This window comes from Deferribacter desulfuricans SSM1 (assembly GCF_000010985.1).
In the GTDB taxonomy this organism is placed as follows: Bacteria; Chrysiogenota; Deferribacteres; order Deferribacterales; family Deferribacteraceae; genus Deferribacter; species Deferribacter desulfuricans.
In genome coordinates, this window is the sequence record NC_013939.1 from 1,799,694 (window position 1) to 1,817,526 (window position 17,833).

17 protein-coding genes and 5 tRNA genes are annotated in these 17,833 nt (G+C 31.5%); 4 read left to right on the forward strand and 18 right to left on the reverse strand.

The genetic code is table 11. The annotated features are described in order from the left end of the window. Positions 1–12: 12 nt before the first annotated feature. The 11 genes from rplK to DEFDS_RS09015 all read right to left on the reverse strand — a co-directional run bounded on the left by rplK (position 13) and on the right by DEFDS_RS09015 (position 3,572). Complete coding sequence (gene rplK / locus DEFDS_RS08965) at positions 13–438, reverse strand: 50S ribosomal protein L11 (protein WP_013008484.1); 426 nt, start codon at positions 436–438, stop codon at positions 13–15. A 16-nt stretch (positions 439–454) separates the two neighbouring features. Further along, positions 455–979 carry a transcription termination/antitermination protein NusG gene (nusG, locus tag DEFDS_RS08970; RefSeq protein WP_013008485.1) on the reverse strand — a complete coding sequence of 175 codons (525 nt, stop codon included), beginning with the start codon at positions 977–979 and terminating at the stop codon, positions 455–457. A gap of 3 nt (positions 980–982) precedes the next feature. Continuing rightward, complete coding sequence (gene secE / locus DEFDS_RS08975; RefSeq protein ID WP_013008486.1) at positions 983–1,165, reverse strand: preprotein translocase subunit SecE; 183 nt, start codon at positions 1,163–1,165, stop codon at positions 983–985. A gap of 18 nt (positions 1,166–1,183) precedes the next feature. After that, positions 1,184–1,259: transfer RNA gene (locus tag DEFDS_RS08980), tRNA-Trp, on the reverse strand. A 3-nt stretch (positions 1,260–1,262) separates the two neighbouring features. Beyond that, positions 1,263–1,412: a 50S ribosomal protein L33 gene (gene rpmG, locus DEFDS_RS08985; RefSeq protein ID WP_013008487.1), complete on the reverse strand. Its 150-nt coding sequence runs from the start codon at positions 1,410–1,412 to the stop codon at positions 1,263–1,265. A gap of 13 nt (positions 1,413–1,425) precedes the next feature. Further along, positions 1,426–2,616 carry an elongation factor Tu gene (gene tuf, locus DEFDS_RS08990; protein WP_013008475.1) on the reverse strand — a complete coding sequence of 397 codons (1,191 nt, stop codon included), beginning with the start codon at positions 2,614–2,616 and terminating at the stop codon, positions 1,426–1,428. A 24-nt stretch (positions 2,617–2,640) separates the two neighbouring features. After that, positions 2,641–2,714 (reverse strand) — tRNA-Thr (locus DEFDS_RS08995). Between the two features lie 65 nt (positions 2,715–2,779). After that, positions 2,780–2,853, reverse strand: a tRNA-Gly gene (locus DEFDS_RS09000). A 6-nt stretch (positions 2,854–2,859) separates the two neighbouring features. Further along, positions 2,860–2,942 (reverse strand) — tRNA-Tyr (locus DEFDS_RS09005). 12 nt (positions 2,943–2,954) lie between these two features. Further along, positions 2,955–3,027: transfer RNA gene (locus DEFDS_RS09010), tRNA-Thr, on the reverse strand. 77 nt (positions 3,028–3,104) lie between these two features. Continuing rightward, on the reverse strand, positions 3,105–3,572 hold the full coding sequence (locus tag DEFDS_RS09015) for a universal stress protein (RefSeq protein ID WP_013008488.1): 468 nt from the start codon (positions 3,570–3,572) through the stop codon (positions 3,105–3,107). A 283-nt stretch (positions 3,573–3,855) separates the two neighbouring features. On the opposite strand from DEFDS_RS09015, the gene mazG reads away from it, so the two are divergent. Together mazG and DEFDS_RS09025 are read left to right on the forward strand one after the other, a co-directional pair. After that, entirely contained in the window at positions 3,856–4,632 is a 777-nt protein-coding gene (gene mazG / locus DEFDS_RS09020; RefSeq protein ID WP_013008489.1) for a nucleoside triphosphate pyrophosphohydrolase, read from the forward strand. A 74-nt stretch (positions 4,633–4,706) separates the two neighbouring features. Next, positions 4,707–4,967, forward strand: a complete 261-nt coding sequence (locus DEFDS_RS09025) for a hypothetical protein (RefSeq protein ID WP_013008490.1) — start codon at positions 4,707–4,709, stop codon at positions 4,965–4,967. Positions 4,968–5,127: 160 nt separating this feature from the next. On the opposite strand, the gene DEFDS_RS09030 is transcribed toward DEFDS_RS09025, so the two are convergent. Continuing rightward, complete coding sequence (locus tag DEFDS_RS09030; protein ID WP_013008491.1) at positions 5,128–5,631, reverse strand: gamma-glutamylcyclotransferase family protein; 504 nt, start codon at positions 5,629–5,631, stop codon at positions 5,128–5,130. Further along, the gene (locus DEFDS_RS09035; RefSeq protein ID WP_013008492.1) at positions 5,624–6,928 is read right to left on the reverse strand and encodes a hypothetical protein; all 1,305 of its coding nucleotides are present in this window, start codon (positions 6,926–6,928) and stop codon (positions 5,624–5,626) included. The genes DEFDS_RS09030 and DEFDS_RS09035 overlap by 8 nt, the downstream gene beginning before the upstream one ends. A gap of 250 nt (positions 6,929–7,178) precedes the next feature. Here DEFDS_RS09035 and murI point away from each other — a divergent pair, with 250 nt between their 5' ends. After that, positions 7,179–7,940, forward strand: a complete 762-nt coding sequence (murI, locus tag DEFDS_RS09040; protein ID WP_013008493.1) for a glutamate racemase — start codon at positions 7,179–7,181, stop codon at positions 7,938–7,940. Between the two features lie 17 nt (positions 7,941–7,957). Here murI and DEFDS_RS09045 read toward each other — a convergent pair whose 3' ends face one another. The 3 genes from DEFDS_RS09045 to DEFDS_RS09055 form a co-directional block, all read right to left on the reverse strand. Next, entirely contained in the window at positions 7,958–9,556 is a 1,599-nt protein-coding gene (locus DEFDS_RS09045; RefSeq protein WP_013008494.1) for a hypothetical protein, read from the reverse strand. Positions 9,557–9,567: 11 nt separating this feature from the next. Then, complete coding sequence (locus tag DEFDS_RS09050; RefSeq protein ID WP_153801488.1) at positions 9,568–11,178, reverse strand: hypothetical protein; 1,611 nt, start codon at positions 11,176–11,178, stop codon at positions 9,568–9,570. A gap of 78 nt (positions 11,179–11,256) precedes the next feature. Then, positions 11,257–12,303, reverse strand: a complete 1,047-nt coding sequence (locus DEFDS_RS09055) for a porin (RefSeq protein ID WP_013008496.1) — start codon at positions 12,301–12,303, stop codon at positions 11,257–11,259. A gap of 262 nt (positions 12,304–12,565) precedes the next feature. Here DEFDS_RS09055 and DEFDS_RS09060 point away from each other — a divergent pair, with 262 nt between their 5' ends. After that, a complete protein-coding gene (locus tag DEFDS_RS09060) occupies positions 12,566–14,056 on the forward strand; it encodes a flagellin (RefSeq protein ID WP_013008497.1) in 1,491 nt (496 codons plus the stop codon). Between the two features lie 137 nt (positions 14,057–14,193). On the opposite strand, the gene DEFDS_RS09065 is transcribed toward DEFDS_RS09060, so the two are convergent. Together DEFDS_RS09065 and DEFDS_RS09070 are read right to left on the reverse strand one after the other, a co-directional pair. Beyond that, positions 14,194–15,771: a DEAD/DEAH box helicase gene (locus DEFDS_RS09065; protein ID WP_013008498.1), complete on the reverse strand. Its 1,578-nt coding sequence runs from the start codon at positions 15,769–15,771 to the stop codon at positions 14,194–14,196. A gap of 211 nt (positions 15,772–15,982) precedes the next feature. Continuing rightward, positions 15,983–17,821, reverse strand: coding sequence for an ABC-F family ATP-binding cassette domain-containing protein (locus tag DEFDS_RS09070; RefSeq protein WP_013008499.1), 1,839 nt, complete (start codon positions 17,819–17,821; stop codon positions 15,983–15,985). Positions 17,822–17,833: the final 12 nt, after the last annotated feature.

Genomic DNA, 17,833 nt, shown 5'->3' on the forward strand with positions numbered 1-17,833 from the left:
TCCTTCAATTCTTTATAATTCTGTCTCAACACCCATACTTCTTGCAGAACCTGCAACAATCTTCATAGCTTTTTCAATATCTTTTGTATTTAAATCAGGAAGTTTAATCACAGCAATTTTTCTTAACTGTTCTTTAGTCAACTTTCCAATCTTCTCTTTGCCTGGGTTACTTGCACCTTTTTCAACCTTAAGCTCTTTTCTTATTAGCTCTGAAACTGGAGGAGTCTTAGTAATAAAAGTAAAACTCCTATCTTCATATACTGTAATAATAACAGGTACTGTCACATCACCTAAATTTTGTGTAGCTGCATTAAAAGCTTTACAAAATTCCATTATATTAACACCACGCTGACCTAATGCAGGACCAACTGGTGGTGATGGATTAGCTTTACCAGCAGGAATCTGCAATTTAATTTGACCTAACACTTTTTTTGCCATTTATTCCTCCAAAAATTTAACCGATTCTTTTAACTTGTAAAAAGTCTAACTCAATTGGGGTCTGTCTTCCAAAAATACTAACAATAACTTTAACTTTCTCTTTATCTGGATTTACCTCTTCTATTTCACCAGTAAATCCTTGGAATGGACCATCTATAACTTCTACCTTATCCCCTTTTATGAATTTTGATGCTAACCTTGGTGCTTGTTCTTTAACAAGCTCTAACATAGCCTTAACATCCTGCTCTGGTATTGGCACCGGATTTATACCACCAACAAAGCCTGTGACTTTTGGTATACTTTTGACAATATGCCAATTTTTAGTATTCATTTCCATATGAACTAATATATAGCCAGGGAATGTACGCTTTTTACTTATCTTCTTTTTCCCTTTCTTCAACTCAACAACATCTTCAGTAGGGATCAAAACTTCATCAATCTCATCTTCAATACCAAGATTTTTCACCTTCTCTTCTAATAACTGTTTTACTCTTTTTTCAAAACCAGAATAGGTGTGAACTACATACCATTGTTTAGCCATTTTTTACCCTACTATCAACTTTATAACTTTGGATAAAGCCACATCTACTACACCAAGAAATGCAGATACTATCAACGTCATAACAATAACAACAATCGTAGTCTGAATAGTTTCTTGTTTAGTAGGCCATACTACTTTTTTTAGCTCTTCCTTAACTTCTTGAATAAACTTCTTAAATTTTTCCACAATTAACCTCTCAGGAAATGGCAGGCCAGGAGGGACTCGAACCCCCAGCCCCCGGTTTTGGAGACCGGTGCTCTGCCAATTGAGCTACTGGCCTGCGTTATTTACTTTCTCTATGAAGAGTATGCTTATTGCAGTGTTTACAATATTTCTTAAGCTCTAGCTTCCCTTGCATAGTTTTTTTATTTTTAGTTGTGGTATAATTTCTATTCTTACACTCAGTGCAAGCTAATCTGATAATTTCTCTCATAGTTCATTAACCTCTATTCAATAATTTCCGTTACAACACCAGCACCTACTGTCCTACCACCTTCTCTAATCGCAAATCTCAACCCTTGCTCCATCGCTATCGGCTGGATCAATTCCACTTCACAGCTGATGTTGTCACCTGGCATTACCATCTCTACTCCCTCTGGTAATGTAATCACTCCGGTAACGTCTGTTGTCCTAAAGTAAAACTGTGGCCTATATCCACTGAAAAATGGAGTATGTCTTCCACCTTCTTCCTTAGTCAATATATATGCCTCACACTTAAACTTCCTGTGTGGTGTTATACTACCTGGCTCTGCCAATACCTGTCCACGCTCAACTTCGTCCTTCTTAATACCTCTCAATAATACCCCTATATTATCTCCTGCTACACCCTCATCCAATATCTTACGGAACATCTCTACACCAGTAACTACTGTCTTTTGAGTCTCTCTCAAACCAACTATCTCTACTTCATCACCTACTTTTACCTTCCCTCTCTCAACTCTACCTGTTACTACTGTTCCTCTACCTGATATACTAAATACGTCCTCTATTGGCATTAAGAATGGCTTATCTATATCTCTCTCTGGCAATGGTATATATTCATCCATTGCTGCTATTAAATCCCATATCGGCTTTGTCCATTTCTCATCCTCTGGATTCTCCAATGCCTTCAATGCACTACCCTTAATTACTGGTACTTCATCTCCTGGAAATTCATATGTACTAAGAAGATCTCTTACCTCAAGCTCTACCAACTCAAGTAATTCTTCATCATCTACCATATCTACTTTGTTCATAAATACTACAATATATGGTACACCTACCTGTCTTGCCAAAAGTATGTGCTCTCTTGTCTGTGGCATTGGACCATCTGCTGCACTAACCACCAAGATAGCTCCATCCATCTGTGCAGCACCTGTAATCATGTTCTTTACATAGTCTGCGTGACCTGGACAGTCTACGTGTGCATAGTGCCTTGTCTCACTCTCATACTCTACGTGAGCTGTTGCTATAGTAATTCCTCTCTCCCTCTCTTCAGGAGCCTTGTCGATATTATCGTAATCTGTAAACTCTGCAAATCCTTTTGTTGCCAACACCCTTGTTATTGCTGCTGTCAAGGTTGTCTTACCATGGTCTACGTGACCTATTGTACCTACGTTTACGTGAGGTTTCTTCCTCTCGAACTTCGCCTTTGCCATCGTTCTCCCTCCAACGTGTTTAAAAGCCCACGACCGGAATCGAACCGGTGACCTCGTCCTTACCAAGGACGCGCTCTAACCGACTGAGCCACGTGGGCATCTATATACAAAAAAATCAGGCGAAGACACTACGCACTTCGCCCTCTTTTTTTCATATTCATAAAGCGGGCGACGGGATTTGAACCCGCGACCCTCAGCTTGGAAGGCTGATGCTCTAGCCAGCTGAGCTACACCCGCCTAATATGGGGAGAGGAGGATTCGAACCTCCGAAGGCAAACGCCAGCAGATTTACAGTCTGCCCCCTTTGGCCGCTTGGGTATCTCCCCTCACAAAAAAGAAGCTGGCGAAGGGACTTGAACCCCCAACCTGCTGATTACAAGTCAGCTGCTCTACCGATTGAGCTACGCCAGCTTTTCTATTTAGCGGATGTGGATACTATAAAAAATTAATCAAATTGTCAAGTTTTTTTATCAACTACTTTAACTTTTTTATGGCATTTTAAATTTATGCCCTTTTAACCTCACCGTAAACACTGGACATGGAGCTTTCCTAACCACTTTTTCTGCTGTAGATCCAAACAGAGCATGTTCCAAACCAGTCCTGCCATGAGTCCCTATAACTATCATGTCAAAGCTATTTTCTTTTGCCTCATTAATAATTTCTAAAAACGGAGTCCCCTTAGCAAACTTCACACTATAATTTACATTCTTCAGCTCTTCAAAATCCTCTACCAATTTATCCATTTCCTTTTTGGCTGCTTCTTCAAGCTCTTTATCAAAATTTTGAAAAGTCACTTGGGGGAGATAAAATGCAACAATTTGCGATTCATCAAAAATTACATGGAATAGCTCAAGCTCAGCATTAAAAACTTTTGCAAAGTCAATAGCATAGGTTAGTGCATAATTAGATGTTTCACTAAAATCAACTGGGCATAATATTTTTTTAATTTCTATCATAAGGCACCTCCACTTATAATAATTATACCATATTTTTTATTATAAAAAACCCATTTTAATACTTTATAAAATAAGATATATGTTTATAATATACCATAAAAAAATGAGGCTGTTGCACAGTAATAACTGTTTAATTTATAAGATTGCTTCGCTATCGCTCGCAATGACGGCATTTTGGTTCATTGCGAGGCGACAAAAGTTGACGAAGCAATCTCATAATTATGATAATTATTAATATGTTAGATTATTGTGCAACATCCTCCAAATTCTTTAGGAGCAACTAATGGAAAAGAATTTTAGAAATTTAGTAAATATTGTTAAAAAATTGAGGGCACCAGATGGATGCCCTTGGGATAGAGAGCAAAACTTATACTCTTTAAAAGATTATGTTATTGAAGAAACCTTTGAATTGATAGATGCATTAGACAGGCAAGACATAGAAAATATTAAAGAAGAACTTGGAGACTTATTATTACATGTGTTATTTCATTCCTTAATAGCTGAAGAAGAAAATCTTTTCACACTCAATGATGTTATAAAAACCATTTCTGACAAACTTATAAGAAGGCATCCACACGTATTTGGAGATATCAAAGTTAACAGCTCAGAAGAGGTAATGATTAATTGGGAAAAAATAAAAAAAGAAGAAAAAAATACAAAATTAAAATCAATATTAGATGATATCCCTTCAAAACTCCCTTCTATTTTAAGAAGTTATAAATTGCAAGAAAGAGCAAAGAAGGTTGGATTTGATTGGCAGAATTCAGATGAATGTATGCAAAAAGTTGACGAAGAATATAATGAGTTAAAAGAAGCAATTAAAACTGGGGATTTAAAAGAGATAGAGCATGAACTAGGAGACTTAATCTTTGCTTTGATAAATTTATCAAGATTTTTAAATATAAATGCCGATGAAGCACTTAGAAAAGCTAATAACAGATTTATAGAACGGTTTAAGTTTATAGAAAAAAAACTTGCCGAAAGAGGCTTAAAACCTGAGGATGTTTCTTTAAAAGAGTTAGATGAACTCTGGGATATAGCCAAAGATAATAATTTATAACAAAAGAAGAAAACAACTTGATATTTGTTTAATTCAGACTATATTAGTCCCAATTAATAATATAGGAGTTAATTATGAACAGAGAAGAACTTTTAGAATTAAGGAAAGAGATAACAATTATAGAAGATTTTCAAGAAGAACTTGGATCAGATGAAAAGAAAGCTTTAAGTGAGATGAAATTAAAATTTGATAAAAATTTTGAATTACTCAGTGACGATGACAAAAAGTGGCTTAATACTGAATATTTCAGATGGATTGAGTTATATTTAAACGAACTTTCATGTAAAGCACATGGTTGCTCTGGCTGCTCTGGTGGCTGTGATATCGAGTTCTAATCCTTTTGGATTAAAATAAAATAATAGAGATTGTTTCGCTGCCGCTCGCAAAGACATCATTTTAGGATCATTGCGTGGCAATGTAAGTTGTCGAAGCAATCTTAAGCTTACAATAATTTCAAAAATTTTTACTTTTTTATTGTACAAAATTTATGTTCATTTAGTGTTTATTGATTATAAATTCTAAAATCATAAAAAGGTTTATCAGCAACAAAACCGTAAAAATAATCTTTCTTTTATATTTGATAAAAAATGGTCTTGATTTATTATATTCCTCCCAACCCACACTGCTAATATTTTTACACATAAGCTTTATTATTGGAATAAAAAATTTATGTGCTACAAAAGCATGTGCATATAAATACCCATTTTCAGTTTTAACTTTTATTATTTTTTCAGTAAAATATGTTAAAGCTGTCTCTGTCCCTTCATATCTCCTGATTTCATTTAATGTTTTTTCACTAATTTTATATATTTCACCACTAATTTTATTCTCACTATTATCTAAAATAGCTACAGGGTAACCAGAATTAGATAAATATAAACTACCCTGTATATCCCCATTTGCAACAAATTCTGCATTACTCATAAACTTATTAAACCCATCATACCCCTTCATCAACGTACCATAAACAAAAACTTTGTGATAATTTTCTTTACCCATTTTTAATAAACTCGCTATTTTTCTCAAACATCTCTTTTATTTTCAAAATAATACCCTCTTTATAATGAGTTGGTAGAGATACCTCTAAATCTAAGCCTTTTTTTACCTTTTCCAAGTACAAATTTAAATTTATATCTGCTATATCTGGATTTTCACCCCATTTTATTATTTCATTATTAAAAGGCAGTATTTCATCAAATCTATACATATTTTTATACGCAATCATAAGATTTATTGCCATTTCATATAAGTTCTTTTTAGCAAATTCTCTTGACAGTCGCATATGCGTAAATTCAACTGTGTTAACATATTTTGAATTGTTTTTCCTCTTTCTCAATGCAACAATATCTTTCATATTTTTTTCAAGCATTCTTGTTTCGACAATTTTATCATCTATCTTTTTAAAGTCACCTGTACAAATCAGAAGAAACTTAATCCCATTTTTATCTATAAAAGGCAATTTTTTAAAATCATTGTTTGATTCCAATGAAACATGCAAGCTGTGAGGTCTAACTGGTGTAAACTTTACAGATTCATTGATAAGCCAAGATGCAAGTTGAGGTGAGTTAGTAAGAGGGTTAGAACCTTGTAATACTGAATCATGTTTAGTAAAAGTATATTCTAAAAATCCACCTTTTCTAACAAATTGTTTAAGTGGCATTTCTGCATCGATATAAGCTCCAAATCTCCACATATATTTCATAAGATGATAATAGTGATATTTTGAAAAATTTAATAAAACATCTTCATTGTGATCAACAAAAAGTTTTCCAGCTTTATGGCCTATATTTGAAAACTCTAACTCAATGCCTAAAGGGGTATTGCTTTGATAAAAGTTAACAGTTAAATCTTCAAAATTATATTTTTTAAAAAAATTATTTACTTTTTCATAAGCAATACTAATTAATTCTTTAAGAAAAATATCTCTTTGCAAATTTATCTTAAAAAATGATCGATGATTGTTGTATACTTTTAAGGCTAAAAATGTGGCAACTGAGAATTTTGAATACTTATCATCATATATACACATCTTTCTATATAAAATTCTTTCAAATCTTCTTGCTAACAGATTGATTACAAAGATATTATACAAGATTCTTATATACCTTAAAGACCAGTATTCTCTCCTAATATATCTATGATTAAAAAAAAACTCTATTTCTTTATCGCAGATTCTTTTAATTTTTTTCAGACCAATTTTATTTTTAATATAGATGTAATAATTATGGCCACATAAGAGATAATAGAATATTGTTTTATTTTCCATCACAATAATATAATCTTTAAATTTAATCATTTCAACTGTTATTTTTTGTATTCTAATATGTTAAGGACATCTCAAATCAGTGTAATTTACTGATAATTATCATCAACATGAGATTGCTTCGTCGCTTTTGCTCCTCGCAATGACCAAAAATTGCTGTCATTGCGAACGAAGTGAAGCAATCTAGATTTTTGAGCAAAAATCACTGTGCAACACCATTATAATTTTTATTGAAATTCTCATATCTTTTTTATATAGTTCAAATTTCATACTGGAGGGATAGGTGGCTATAGGTGTTTTTGATTCAGGTATTGGTGGACTAACAGTTTTTAGGACAATTGCAAAAGAATTCCCAAAACTTGATATATATTATTTTGGTGATACGGCAAGAGTTCCCTATGGGATAAGGTCAAAGGACACAATTATTAAATACACAACTGAATGTATTGATTATTTAGTAAAACATTATAACCTTGAAGCAATTGTAATAGCTTGCAACAGTGCATCAAGCTATGCTATTGATTCACTAAAAATTAAATTTAATTTACCTGTATTAGGTGTTATTGACCCAGGTGTTAGAGCAGCTTTAACTACAACTAAGACAAACAATATCCTTGTTATTGGTACAAAAGCAACTGTAAATAGCAATGCGTATCCAAATAAAATCAACCAGATTTCACCATTAACAAAAATCTATCAGCAGGCATGCCCACTTTTTGTCCCAATTGTGGAAGAAGGGTTGTTTAATCACAAGGTAGCAGAAACAATGGTCAAAGAATATCTATCACCTTATATAGATAAAATTGACACAGTTATATTAGGCTGTACTCACTACCCACTTTTAAAAGAAACAATATCAAAGCTTTATCCTGATTTAAACTTAGTTGATTCATCCATTGCCATTTTAGACGACTTAAGAAATTTACAAATAACATTCAATGAATCTGGAAAAAGATTAATTCACATCACCGACAAAACCCAATCCTTTGAAACCTTAAAGAATATACTTGCAGGGAATACCCCATTTAAAATCGTTTCTATGTAAATCCTTTATAATTTATATTAATCTAAATTAAGTTTATATATATATAATTTAGAATCAGCTTTACTCAAAAAAGTTGCTGGCTCATGATACTCTAATATATAAAGATAATAAAACCCATCTTTTCTCATAATGTAATAATCTGAGATGTTACTACCAAGATTATTTGTAGTCCATAATTCCGTAAGTAAATCACCATTTAATTTATTGACAGTAATAGCCTTATCTATTGATTCATTAAAAAACTGGATTGCACCTAATCCGCTAAGAACTTTACCAACCCAAATTCTACCTTTTCTATCAACAAATATTCTATCATTTAAATATATTCTACTTTTCAGTTCTGCTATTCTTTCATCATCTTCTTTTGGATTTTTCACTTCCTCTTTCACATGTCTTTTCATCTGAAAATAAAATCCTGACCTGCCATAATTATCACTACTTTTAAATATTCTATTTCCATTAATATCATATATTTCTAACTCAGACTTTTTATTTATTCTAATAATTTCTTCAAGTTTATCATTATTAACATCACCATAACCAAAACCATAAATTGAATAACCATCCGTTTCATCAAGACTTTTATCAATGATATAATCACCTCTATAATTAAGCTTCCTGATTTTGCCTATAAATTCACCTGTTCTTGTCAATCTCTGTACAAATATATATTTTCTTCCATTTACTAACACCATTCTCGTTATATAAGGAAAATTACTTTTAACTAATTCAAGTTTATTATCTCTATATTCATAAATAAATGTTTTTATACCATTACCGCTGTCATTTGTCGTAATAAATAATTCATCTAACCCATTCCCATTTACATCTGCACAATCCAAATTGATTATATTATTAAACTTTTCACCCAAAGAAACTTTTTTGTTAAAATCTTCATTATTAAACTCAAAAAAATCCACATATTTATTACTAGCTAAAATATAATAACTTTTATCTTTTGTAATTTTACAATATGTAATGAATTTATAACCTTTATCACCCAATTCGATTTTAGTGATCTTATTCTTTTCTTTTTTAGCTAATTTTACATTTGTGACATATCGTTGCCAGACTATTTCATCATTGTTATAAACAGTTATTAATTTGCCATATTTATTGTCTTTTTTTACTTCTATTTTAAAGGTTGAATTGTTATCTATTAAGATACGATTATCTTTCAACATGTTGATAATCTTTCTATTATCTTTTAAATCACTTTCAAAATTAATATTAACTTTATCAGGTAAAACAACCTTGCATATATCACCAGATTTCAACTTTGATGATAATTTATTTATTTCAGCAACACTATAGTTATCATTAACAAAACCGATCGTAGCTTCACCTATCTTCTTCTTTGTTTCACCTAAAACCTCTCCCGTAATTGGATTTATTATTTTTTCACCAATGTGGTATATAATGCATTTTTGACCAGGCAAAATTTCTGATTTGCTGCCTTTATCTAAAATAATTTTGTTATCATAACTATATATGATTTCAGCATTTTTACTTTTGATTAAATCATCCAAATAATCATTTATTTCAAGTGCCATACATTCAACAGATAACAAAGAAAAAATAAAAATTGATAAAAGTAAAAATAGAATTTTCTTCATTGGAACCTCATTTATTCTAACTCCATTATGATCAAATGGCTTGATTCTTTTTTAAATATTCCACTTACACTCTTCTTTAAAATCACTAATTTATTTATATTGCCATCTATATAGTCAACATCCACAATCTGTGGATCAACTCGTCCGGAACTCCATTTTTTGACAACATGACTACCATCAAATCTATATAAAATAACTTCAGAATTTTTATAAACATCAAGTCTTGGAATATTTGGAAATTTTTTATAATTTTTAATGGCAACAAAATTGCCATTATCGTAGTTTAACCTTGGGTATACATAGTATCTAAATTTTAAATATTTAAAAAAATCATCGTTATCTTTATATCCAAAATCGTCTTTTTCTTTAGCATTTTTATTCAACATTATGTATTGCAATCCACTATTATAAGAAATGGAGCTTTGATATACTGTATTGTTATCAATTAATATATTAACTTTACCATTTTTATCAAAATATAAAATATCGATAATATTGTTATTATTTATATAACCAAAAGATGTGTTCATTATATTGATATCACTTTTTATAGGTGTAACATATTCATCACCACCTAAATTACTAAGAGATACAAATTTATAGATTTTATTGTCAAATTTTTCACTTACAACCTTCTGATACAACAATATTTTTTCATTGTTGTGATATGTTGTTCTAAAAAGATAAGGAATATTATTTTTTTCTAAAACTAATTTATCTTTTTTAAATTTGTATATCTTAGTGCTTACTTTTAGCTTATTATTTAAACAATTTATTATTAAATTATCAATATTATCGTTATTTATATCAAACGATTCGACTGAAACTATATCACCATCAATTTTAACTTCATCTATTTTTGTAAATTTTTTATTATTTTCTAATTCATACAAATCAACAAAATGCTTAGTTGCTAATGCATAATAATACTTATCTTTGTATTTTAAGACAGAAACGGAATAAAACCCTTCTTTAAAATCCAAATTGAGATTTACATAAGCTTTCTTAATAGGTATATCGAATAAGTAATCATTTAAATCAACATTTAATATTCCTATTTTATCACCATTTTTATCTCTTATCTTAATGTTTGCTATATTGTTATTTCTGCTTCCTTCAATAATTAAATTAGGGTTTTTATCATCAATCACAAAATTAAAATCATTGACCAGTTTATTTTTATAGTATGCAAAAAGTTTATTTAACTCCTTATCATAACTCAAAAAAGATAACTTTACTTTGACATAAGGTTTTACTAAATCACCATTTTCAATATTCTTATATTTTTTTTCAATTAAAATTATTGCAGAATTACTATTAGATTCAATAACCTTGCCAATACCAACTCGAATAATTAAATCTCCGATTTTACCAAGAGAATCGCCTTTTTTGTATATTAAAACCTTTCGCCCAATAAAATATCCGTTTTTAAACCCTTTATTTATTTTAACTTTATCATTTTGTATTAAATCAATTTTTGCTTCAGTTGTTATTGAATAAGATAAAATTTGTTTAATAAATCCATCGTTATTAAAGTTATTGGGTTCTATATTTGCGAATGAAAAAGCGTAACAACTAAACAAATAAAATAAACTTAGAAAAACTAAGAGTTTTTTTTTCACATAACCTCCGTAATTATACATAAAAAAGGGGGACAAACGCCCCCCTTTTTTCAGCTAAAACTATATTACTATGATAGATTAGAAATTAACCTGCCATTTAGCACCAAAGTATACCATTTTACCTTCATCTACATCATTATTATCTTTCATATAGTCATATACACCAACTTCAGGTTGGATAAAGAAATTTTTATTAATAGCATACTTAAGGTTTGCAAAGTAAGCTTGCTGTTCATCATTTTCAGCCCATGCATCATTATCCATTTTTGTATAACCATATCCAACTGTAGCTTTTATATTATCAGCAACTTTAAATGTCAAACCAACTATTGCACCCCATGTTGTAGTATCATCATCACTAGCTACAAGATAAGTTGAGTTAGCAAGATTTGAGAAACCATAATCAGCAAGGTTTGTTCCATAAAATCCTGACAAATATACATCTACAACATTTACGTTAAAATCAGCTTCAGCAGCTAATACATATGCTGTGAATGTTTCATCAGATGCTCCAAAATCGTCGTCATACTTGTAAGTAGTATAACCAGCTTCTAACCCTAAGCTTACAGGATCAACTTTGAATTTATAAGCTGCTTCAATCTTTGGTAAGACACTATCAAACTGTGTACCATTACCTGTTTTTTTAGGAGAAATTAATGCTAACTGGAAACCACCAGCCATTAATTTAATTTGAGGAATTCTTCCCTCATACAATGCACCAAAGCCAGCCATATCATTATCACTATCAAACACTTGGTCAACACCTGTACCAACTGGTGTATAATCTTGACCAAGTCTCAAAGTTAATGCACCCATATTATAATCTACATAGTACAATCTAGTATAAACAGTGTTACCTTTATTACTACCTTTCAAACCCATTTCTATTCTTGCTTTTAACCCATTACCAATATCAGCTTTAACACCTAACCTTGAAATAGCGGTATTACCCCAATTATAGATATCAAGATCGCTTTCATCAACACCATAATTATAATCATTATAATCACTATTCGTGGAAGTATAAAATGTACTAAATCTTAAACTTCCATAAAAACTAAAATCTGTTGCAAAAGCAGTTACTGCAAAAACTAAAAATAATGCTGTTACTAACAACTTCTTCATACTTCTTCCTCCTGTAGGTTTTTATTTTTACTTACTATAATTGCCTTTACAAAACATATGTTCTAAAAATTTAACCTAACTTACTTTCTCTTCATCCCCCCTTTCATTATTTATTAATCTAACATAATTAACTATTATCATAATGTTTTAATTCTGTCAACATAAACAGTATTTTTTCATAAACTTTTATTTTAAACAAACAATATTAATAATCATTAGTCCAAATTTAACAATATAAAGTTATGTAATTTTTTCAATAGAAATGTTGCTTTTTAAATTTTTAACTAAAGTTTTATTATCTGCTGTCGATAATATAAATGCAGGGATGCGAAAAATTTTACATGGATGTGACCATGAGGTTGTGTCCATGAAAATAAATTTTGTCCCTGCAGGGAATATCTTAAATAGTATCAATCAATCAACAAATTCAATAAACAGTTCGATAGAAAGATTATCCACAGGGAAAAGATTAAACAGTGCCAAAGATTCACCAGCAGAAATAGGTATTGCTGCAAAGCTAAAATCAGCTATTGATTCTCATAAAAGACTAATGCAAAATTTACAGGATGCCATCTCCCTTTTTCAAACAGCTGATTATTCAATTAGCGGCTCATCTGGATTACTTGATATTTTAAACTCTATAAGGGAAAAAATTATAGCAGCTGGGAATGGAACACTTACAAGCTCTGATATTAATCTTATCCAAAATGAAGTAAACGACTTAGTTGATGAAATAGATAATAGCACAACATCCATTGAATTTAATACAAAAAAATTATTAAACGGCGATTATCTTGCCACAATTACCACAAGCTCAGCAGATGTAAATGCTTACGCACTCGACAGATTAAATACAACAACCTTGGAACTTACAAACATAACTGGAGCCACTTATAATACCTACCAAATAGGGCCATACGATTCTTCAACATTAACTTCTGAAGGGACTTTTGTTATTCAAGGAAATGATAATGCTATTTCAATTAACTGGAGTGCTTCTGACACTTTAGAAGATATTGCAAACAGGATTAACAGCTATAATGATGTGGCAAAAGCAGAAGTTGTCACATCAGGTGCAAATACTTATTTACAAATAACATCATTGGAAAAAGGGGTTGCTGGAAGAATAAGCCTAAGTGATTTGTCAGGAAATTTTATATCGTCTCAAGGAGCAACAGAAACAGATGCAGGTAACGATGCCTCATTAACTTATAATGGGACAACATACACATCTCAAACAGGTGAATTTACAGATGTCTATAATAATTTGGTGATAAAAGTAGCCGACAATGCAAATGTACCAAATGCAACCATATCAATTAATGATAAAACTGTCAGTATCCCTCTAGATATAGAAGGTGGAACACAATTAAATGTTTATATCAAAGATTTAACTCCTGAATCACTTGGATTAAAAGATGTAAATGGTGATTATGCCATAGATTTATCAACTTCAAGTGGAAGGACTAAGGCTCTGTCACTGATTGATAATATTATTTCACGAGTGACCAGTGAAGCATCAAGAATAGGTAGTATGGAAAATACACTGAATTACCAGATTGACCAGATAACAAGCTACAATTTAAATCTATCAAGCTCCTACTCAAATATTATGGATACTGATATAGCTGAAGAAATGGCAAAACTAACCACCCAACAGCTTCAACTGCAAACATCTACTTTAATGCTTACCAAAAGAAATGAACTGATATCATCTGTGATAAACCTGCTAGGGATAAATACTAATAAATAGAGAATGTCGCACAAAATTTTGAGATTGCTTCGGAGCCAAAGCTCCTCGCAATGACCAAAAATCTGTCATTGCGAGCGTTGGCGAAGCAATCTTGGAAATTGAGCAACTATTTTTTTGAAACAGCTTCAATTATTATACTATTTTGCTTTGGCCATCTCAACAAGTGGTTTTCTACCTCTTTTATTTTTCTTAAACACCGACAATATATACTCTGCTTCTTCAAAAGGTACAGTAATAAAAGAGAATTTTTCAAACACTCTAACATCTTTAATCTTTTTAGGATCAACCTTGCACTTATCAGCGATAAACTTTTTGATATCTGTTTCGTTCATACCATCCATTCTACCTTTTGCAACAAACAATCTCGATTTCCCTTTTCTATTAACTGTAACTTCTTCAATATCGCTATATGATTCACTGCTTAAATCATCGGCAAATCGATATCTAAGCATCGCAGCTACAATATCTTCAGGGTTACCAACAGATAACAACTCTTTTGCAAAATCTAAATAATCTTTATGTTCTTTATTCTCAACAACTGCTTTCAAATCATCAATGATATGCTTCTTTTTATTCTCTATAATCTCTTCAACATCTGGCAGCTTCTCTTTTTTTATCTCAGTATTGGAAATTCTCATAATATACAAAAGATTTCTATATTCTGAAGGGGTTACAAAGGTAATTGCTATCCCTTTTTTACCCGCTCTACCAGTCCTACCAATCCTGTGAACATAGCTTTCTGGATTTTGTGGCAATGAGTAGTTAATCACATGTGTTAGATTGTCAATATCTATACCTCTCGCAGCGACATCTGTAGCAACAAGCATATTAATCCGCTTTGTTTTAAACTTGTGTAAAATTCTTTCTCTCTGATACTGAGATAAATCACCATGTAAACCTTCTGCGTTGTATCCTCTATCAATCAACTTATTTGCAACCGTATCCACATCCACCTTCGTCCTGCAAAAAATAAGTCCGTAAAATTCTGGATACATATCTCTGATTCTACAAAGTGCCTCAAATTTATCCTCTTCTCTTACTTCAAAATATATCTGCTCAGTCAATGAAGTGGTAAGCTGTTTTGCATCAACTTTTATCAACTCGTAATCTTTCATAAAGGTTTTAGCAAGATTTAAAATCTCTCTTGGCATGGTTGCAGAAAAAAGTAAAACCCTTCTATTTTCTGGTGTATATCTAAAGATTGTTTTTATATCATCAATAAACCCCATATTAAGCATCTCATCTGCTTCATCAAGGATGAAAAAATCTATCTTTGAAATATCAAGACTCTTCCTTTTTAGATGGTCTAATATCCTGCCAGGCGTCCCTACAACAATATCTGCACCCTCTTTAAGCCTTTTTAACTGCAACTCCATGGATTGACCACCATAAACCGGAACTATCTTAAGCTTCCTTCTACCCTTTAAAGAGTTAATCTCTTCTGCCACCTGATTAGCAAGCTCTCTTGTAGGTGTTAAAATAAGGCATTTTACACCACTCTTTTTCCTATCAATCATCTCAATCAATGGGATACCAAATGCAGCTGTTTTACCTGTACCCGTTTGTGCCTGAGCAACAATATCTTTGTCACTATTTAATATTTTTGGGATAACCAACTTCTGGATATCCGTTGGTTCTTCAAACCCCTTTTTTTTTAAAGCTTCCAAAATACTTTTTGAAACTCCAAGTTTTTCAAATTCTTTCATACTTTGCATAAATTTAACCTTCCTTCTTTTATATTGTTGGCAACAGAATGCGATGTAAGGCCATTGCACATCCCTAGATTGCTTCACTGAAGCTTGCAATGACGGCAAATTATGTCATTGAGAGGAGCTTTTGCTCCGAAGCAATCTTTAAATTAGACTATGCACAATAGCCTCAATATTCTGTTTGCTTTTTTAAGAAGAAAATGAAAATCGATTATTTTTAGATAAGCTGCTCTAATCTTTTTTGAAAGTAGTTTTCTTTCTCTTCAAGCTCGCTTAGTTTGATTTCATAACGACTGTAAAGCTCATCAATATTTTTCTCAATATTTTTCAACTCTTTACTCAAAGAAGCAACTTCTTCAAAATTGCCTTCCATTGAATACTTTAAAATCAAACTATTTACTTCAGTTTTTCGACTTTCACTCTCTTCTATCGCTCTTTCTAACTCCTCTACCTCTTTTATAAGAGGGTTCAAAACTTTAGATTTTTCAGCAATAACTTCTGCCTTTAATCTTCTAATATCCTTTTTGGATAATTTCTCTTTTTCTTTTTCATTTTTTCTGGTGAAATCCTCTTCATCCCAGCCAACTTTTTCTAAAAACTCATCATAGGTGCCTTCAAAAAGCATAACTTCATCTTTTTTAAACACTATTAGCCTGTTTGCTATTTCACGCAAAAAGGTTTCATTGTGGGTAACCATCAAAATAGCACCTTCAAACTGTTTTAGTGCCTCAAGCAAAGCATCGGTGGAATAAATATCCAAATGGTTTGTGGGCTCATCTAACATAACCAAATTTACAGGTTTTGCAATAACTTTTCCAAGTAATACCCTACTTTTTTCTCCACCAGATAAAACTCCAATCTTTTTTAATGCCTCATCACCTGAAAACATCATTATCCCAGCAATATCTCTTGCCCTTTGTCTATCCACACTTGCATCAGAATACATTATCTCTTCTTCTATCGTTCTATCATCAACCAAATCAGCTATATTTGTTTGCTCATAAACCCCTATTTCCACATTGTTATTGATAATTATTTCACCTGAAATGGGTTTTAGTTTACCTGAAAGAACCTTTATAAGTGTGGTTTTCCCTTTTCCGTTTGGTCCAATAATACAGATTTTATCATTTGAACCAATACTAAAAGATAAATTTGTAAATAGTGGCTTATCTTTATGATACCCAAAAGTAATATCTTTTACATGTATCAAATTTTTCCCTTCATAAGGTTTATAGCTAAATCTAAAATTTAAATTTTTTATGGGCTCTAAATCAACCTCATCCTCTTTTAATTTCTCCAATGTCTTAATCCTTGACTGGACAAGATTTGCCTGTCTTGCCTTAGCTCTAAATTTATTGATAAACTGCTCCATCTCTTTTTTACGCTTATCAATATTCTCTTTTGTTTTTTCTAAGTGCTCCTCTTCTAATCTTATCTGCTCATAAAATTTGGATGTATCGCCCTTTATTTTCCTAACCTTTTTACGATAAATCCCTAAAATATGTGTGCAAACACTATCCATAAACCCTCTATCATGGGTTATCAAAATAAATTCTTTTTTCCATTCTCTCAAAAAGTTTGCAAGCCATCTGATTGATAAAATATCCAGATAGTTTGTTGGCTCATCAAGTAGTAAAAGGTCACAGTCAGAAACTAAAACCTTTGCAAGATTTATTCTAACCTGATACCCCCCAGAAAACTCATAAGGGTTTTTATCTAAATCCTCTTTTGTAAAACCAAGCCCAAAGAGAACCTTCTCTGCTTTCCATCTATTATCTTCTAAATCACTTTTTACAATGGAATAAACTTCATCAATCAGCCTATTATGAGAAAACTCAAGATGTTGTTTTAGATACCCTATTTTATAATCTTTTGGAATGTTCACCTTGCCGCTATCTGGCTCCTCTTCACCCACTATCATCTTAAAAAGAGTTGTTTTCCCTTCACCATTTCGGCCTATTAAGCCGACCTTTTCACCGCTACCGATAGTAAAATTTATTTTATCAAATACTAACCTCGTTCCAAAAGACTTTGTTAAATTTTCAACACTAATCATTACCTATCCTCA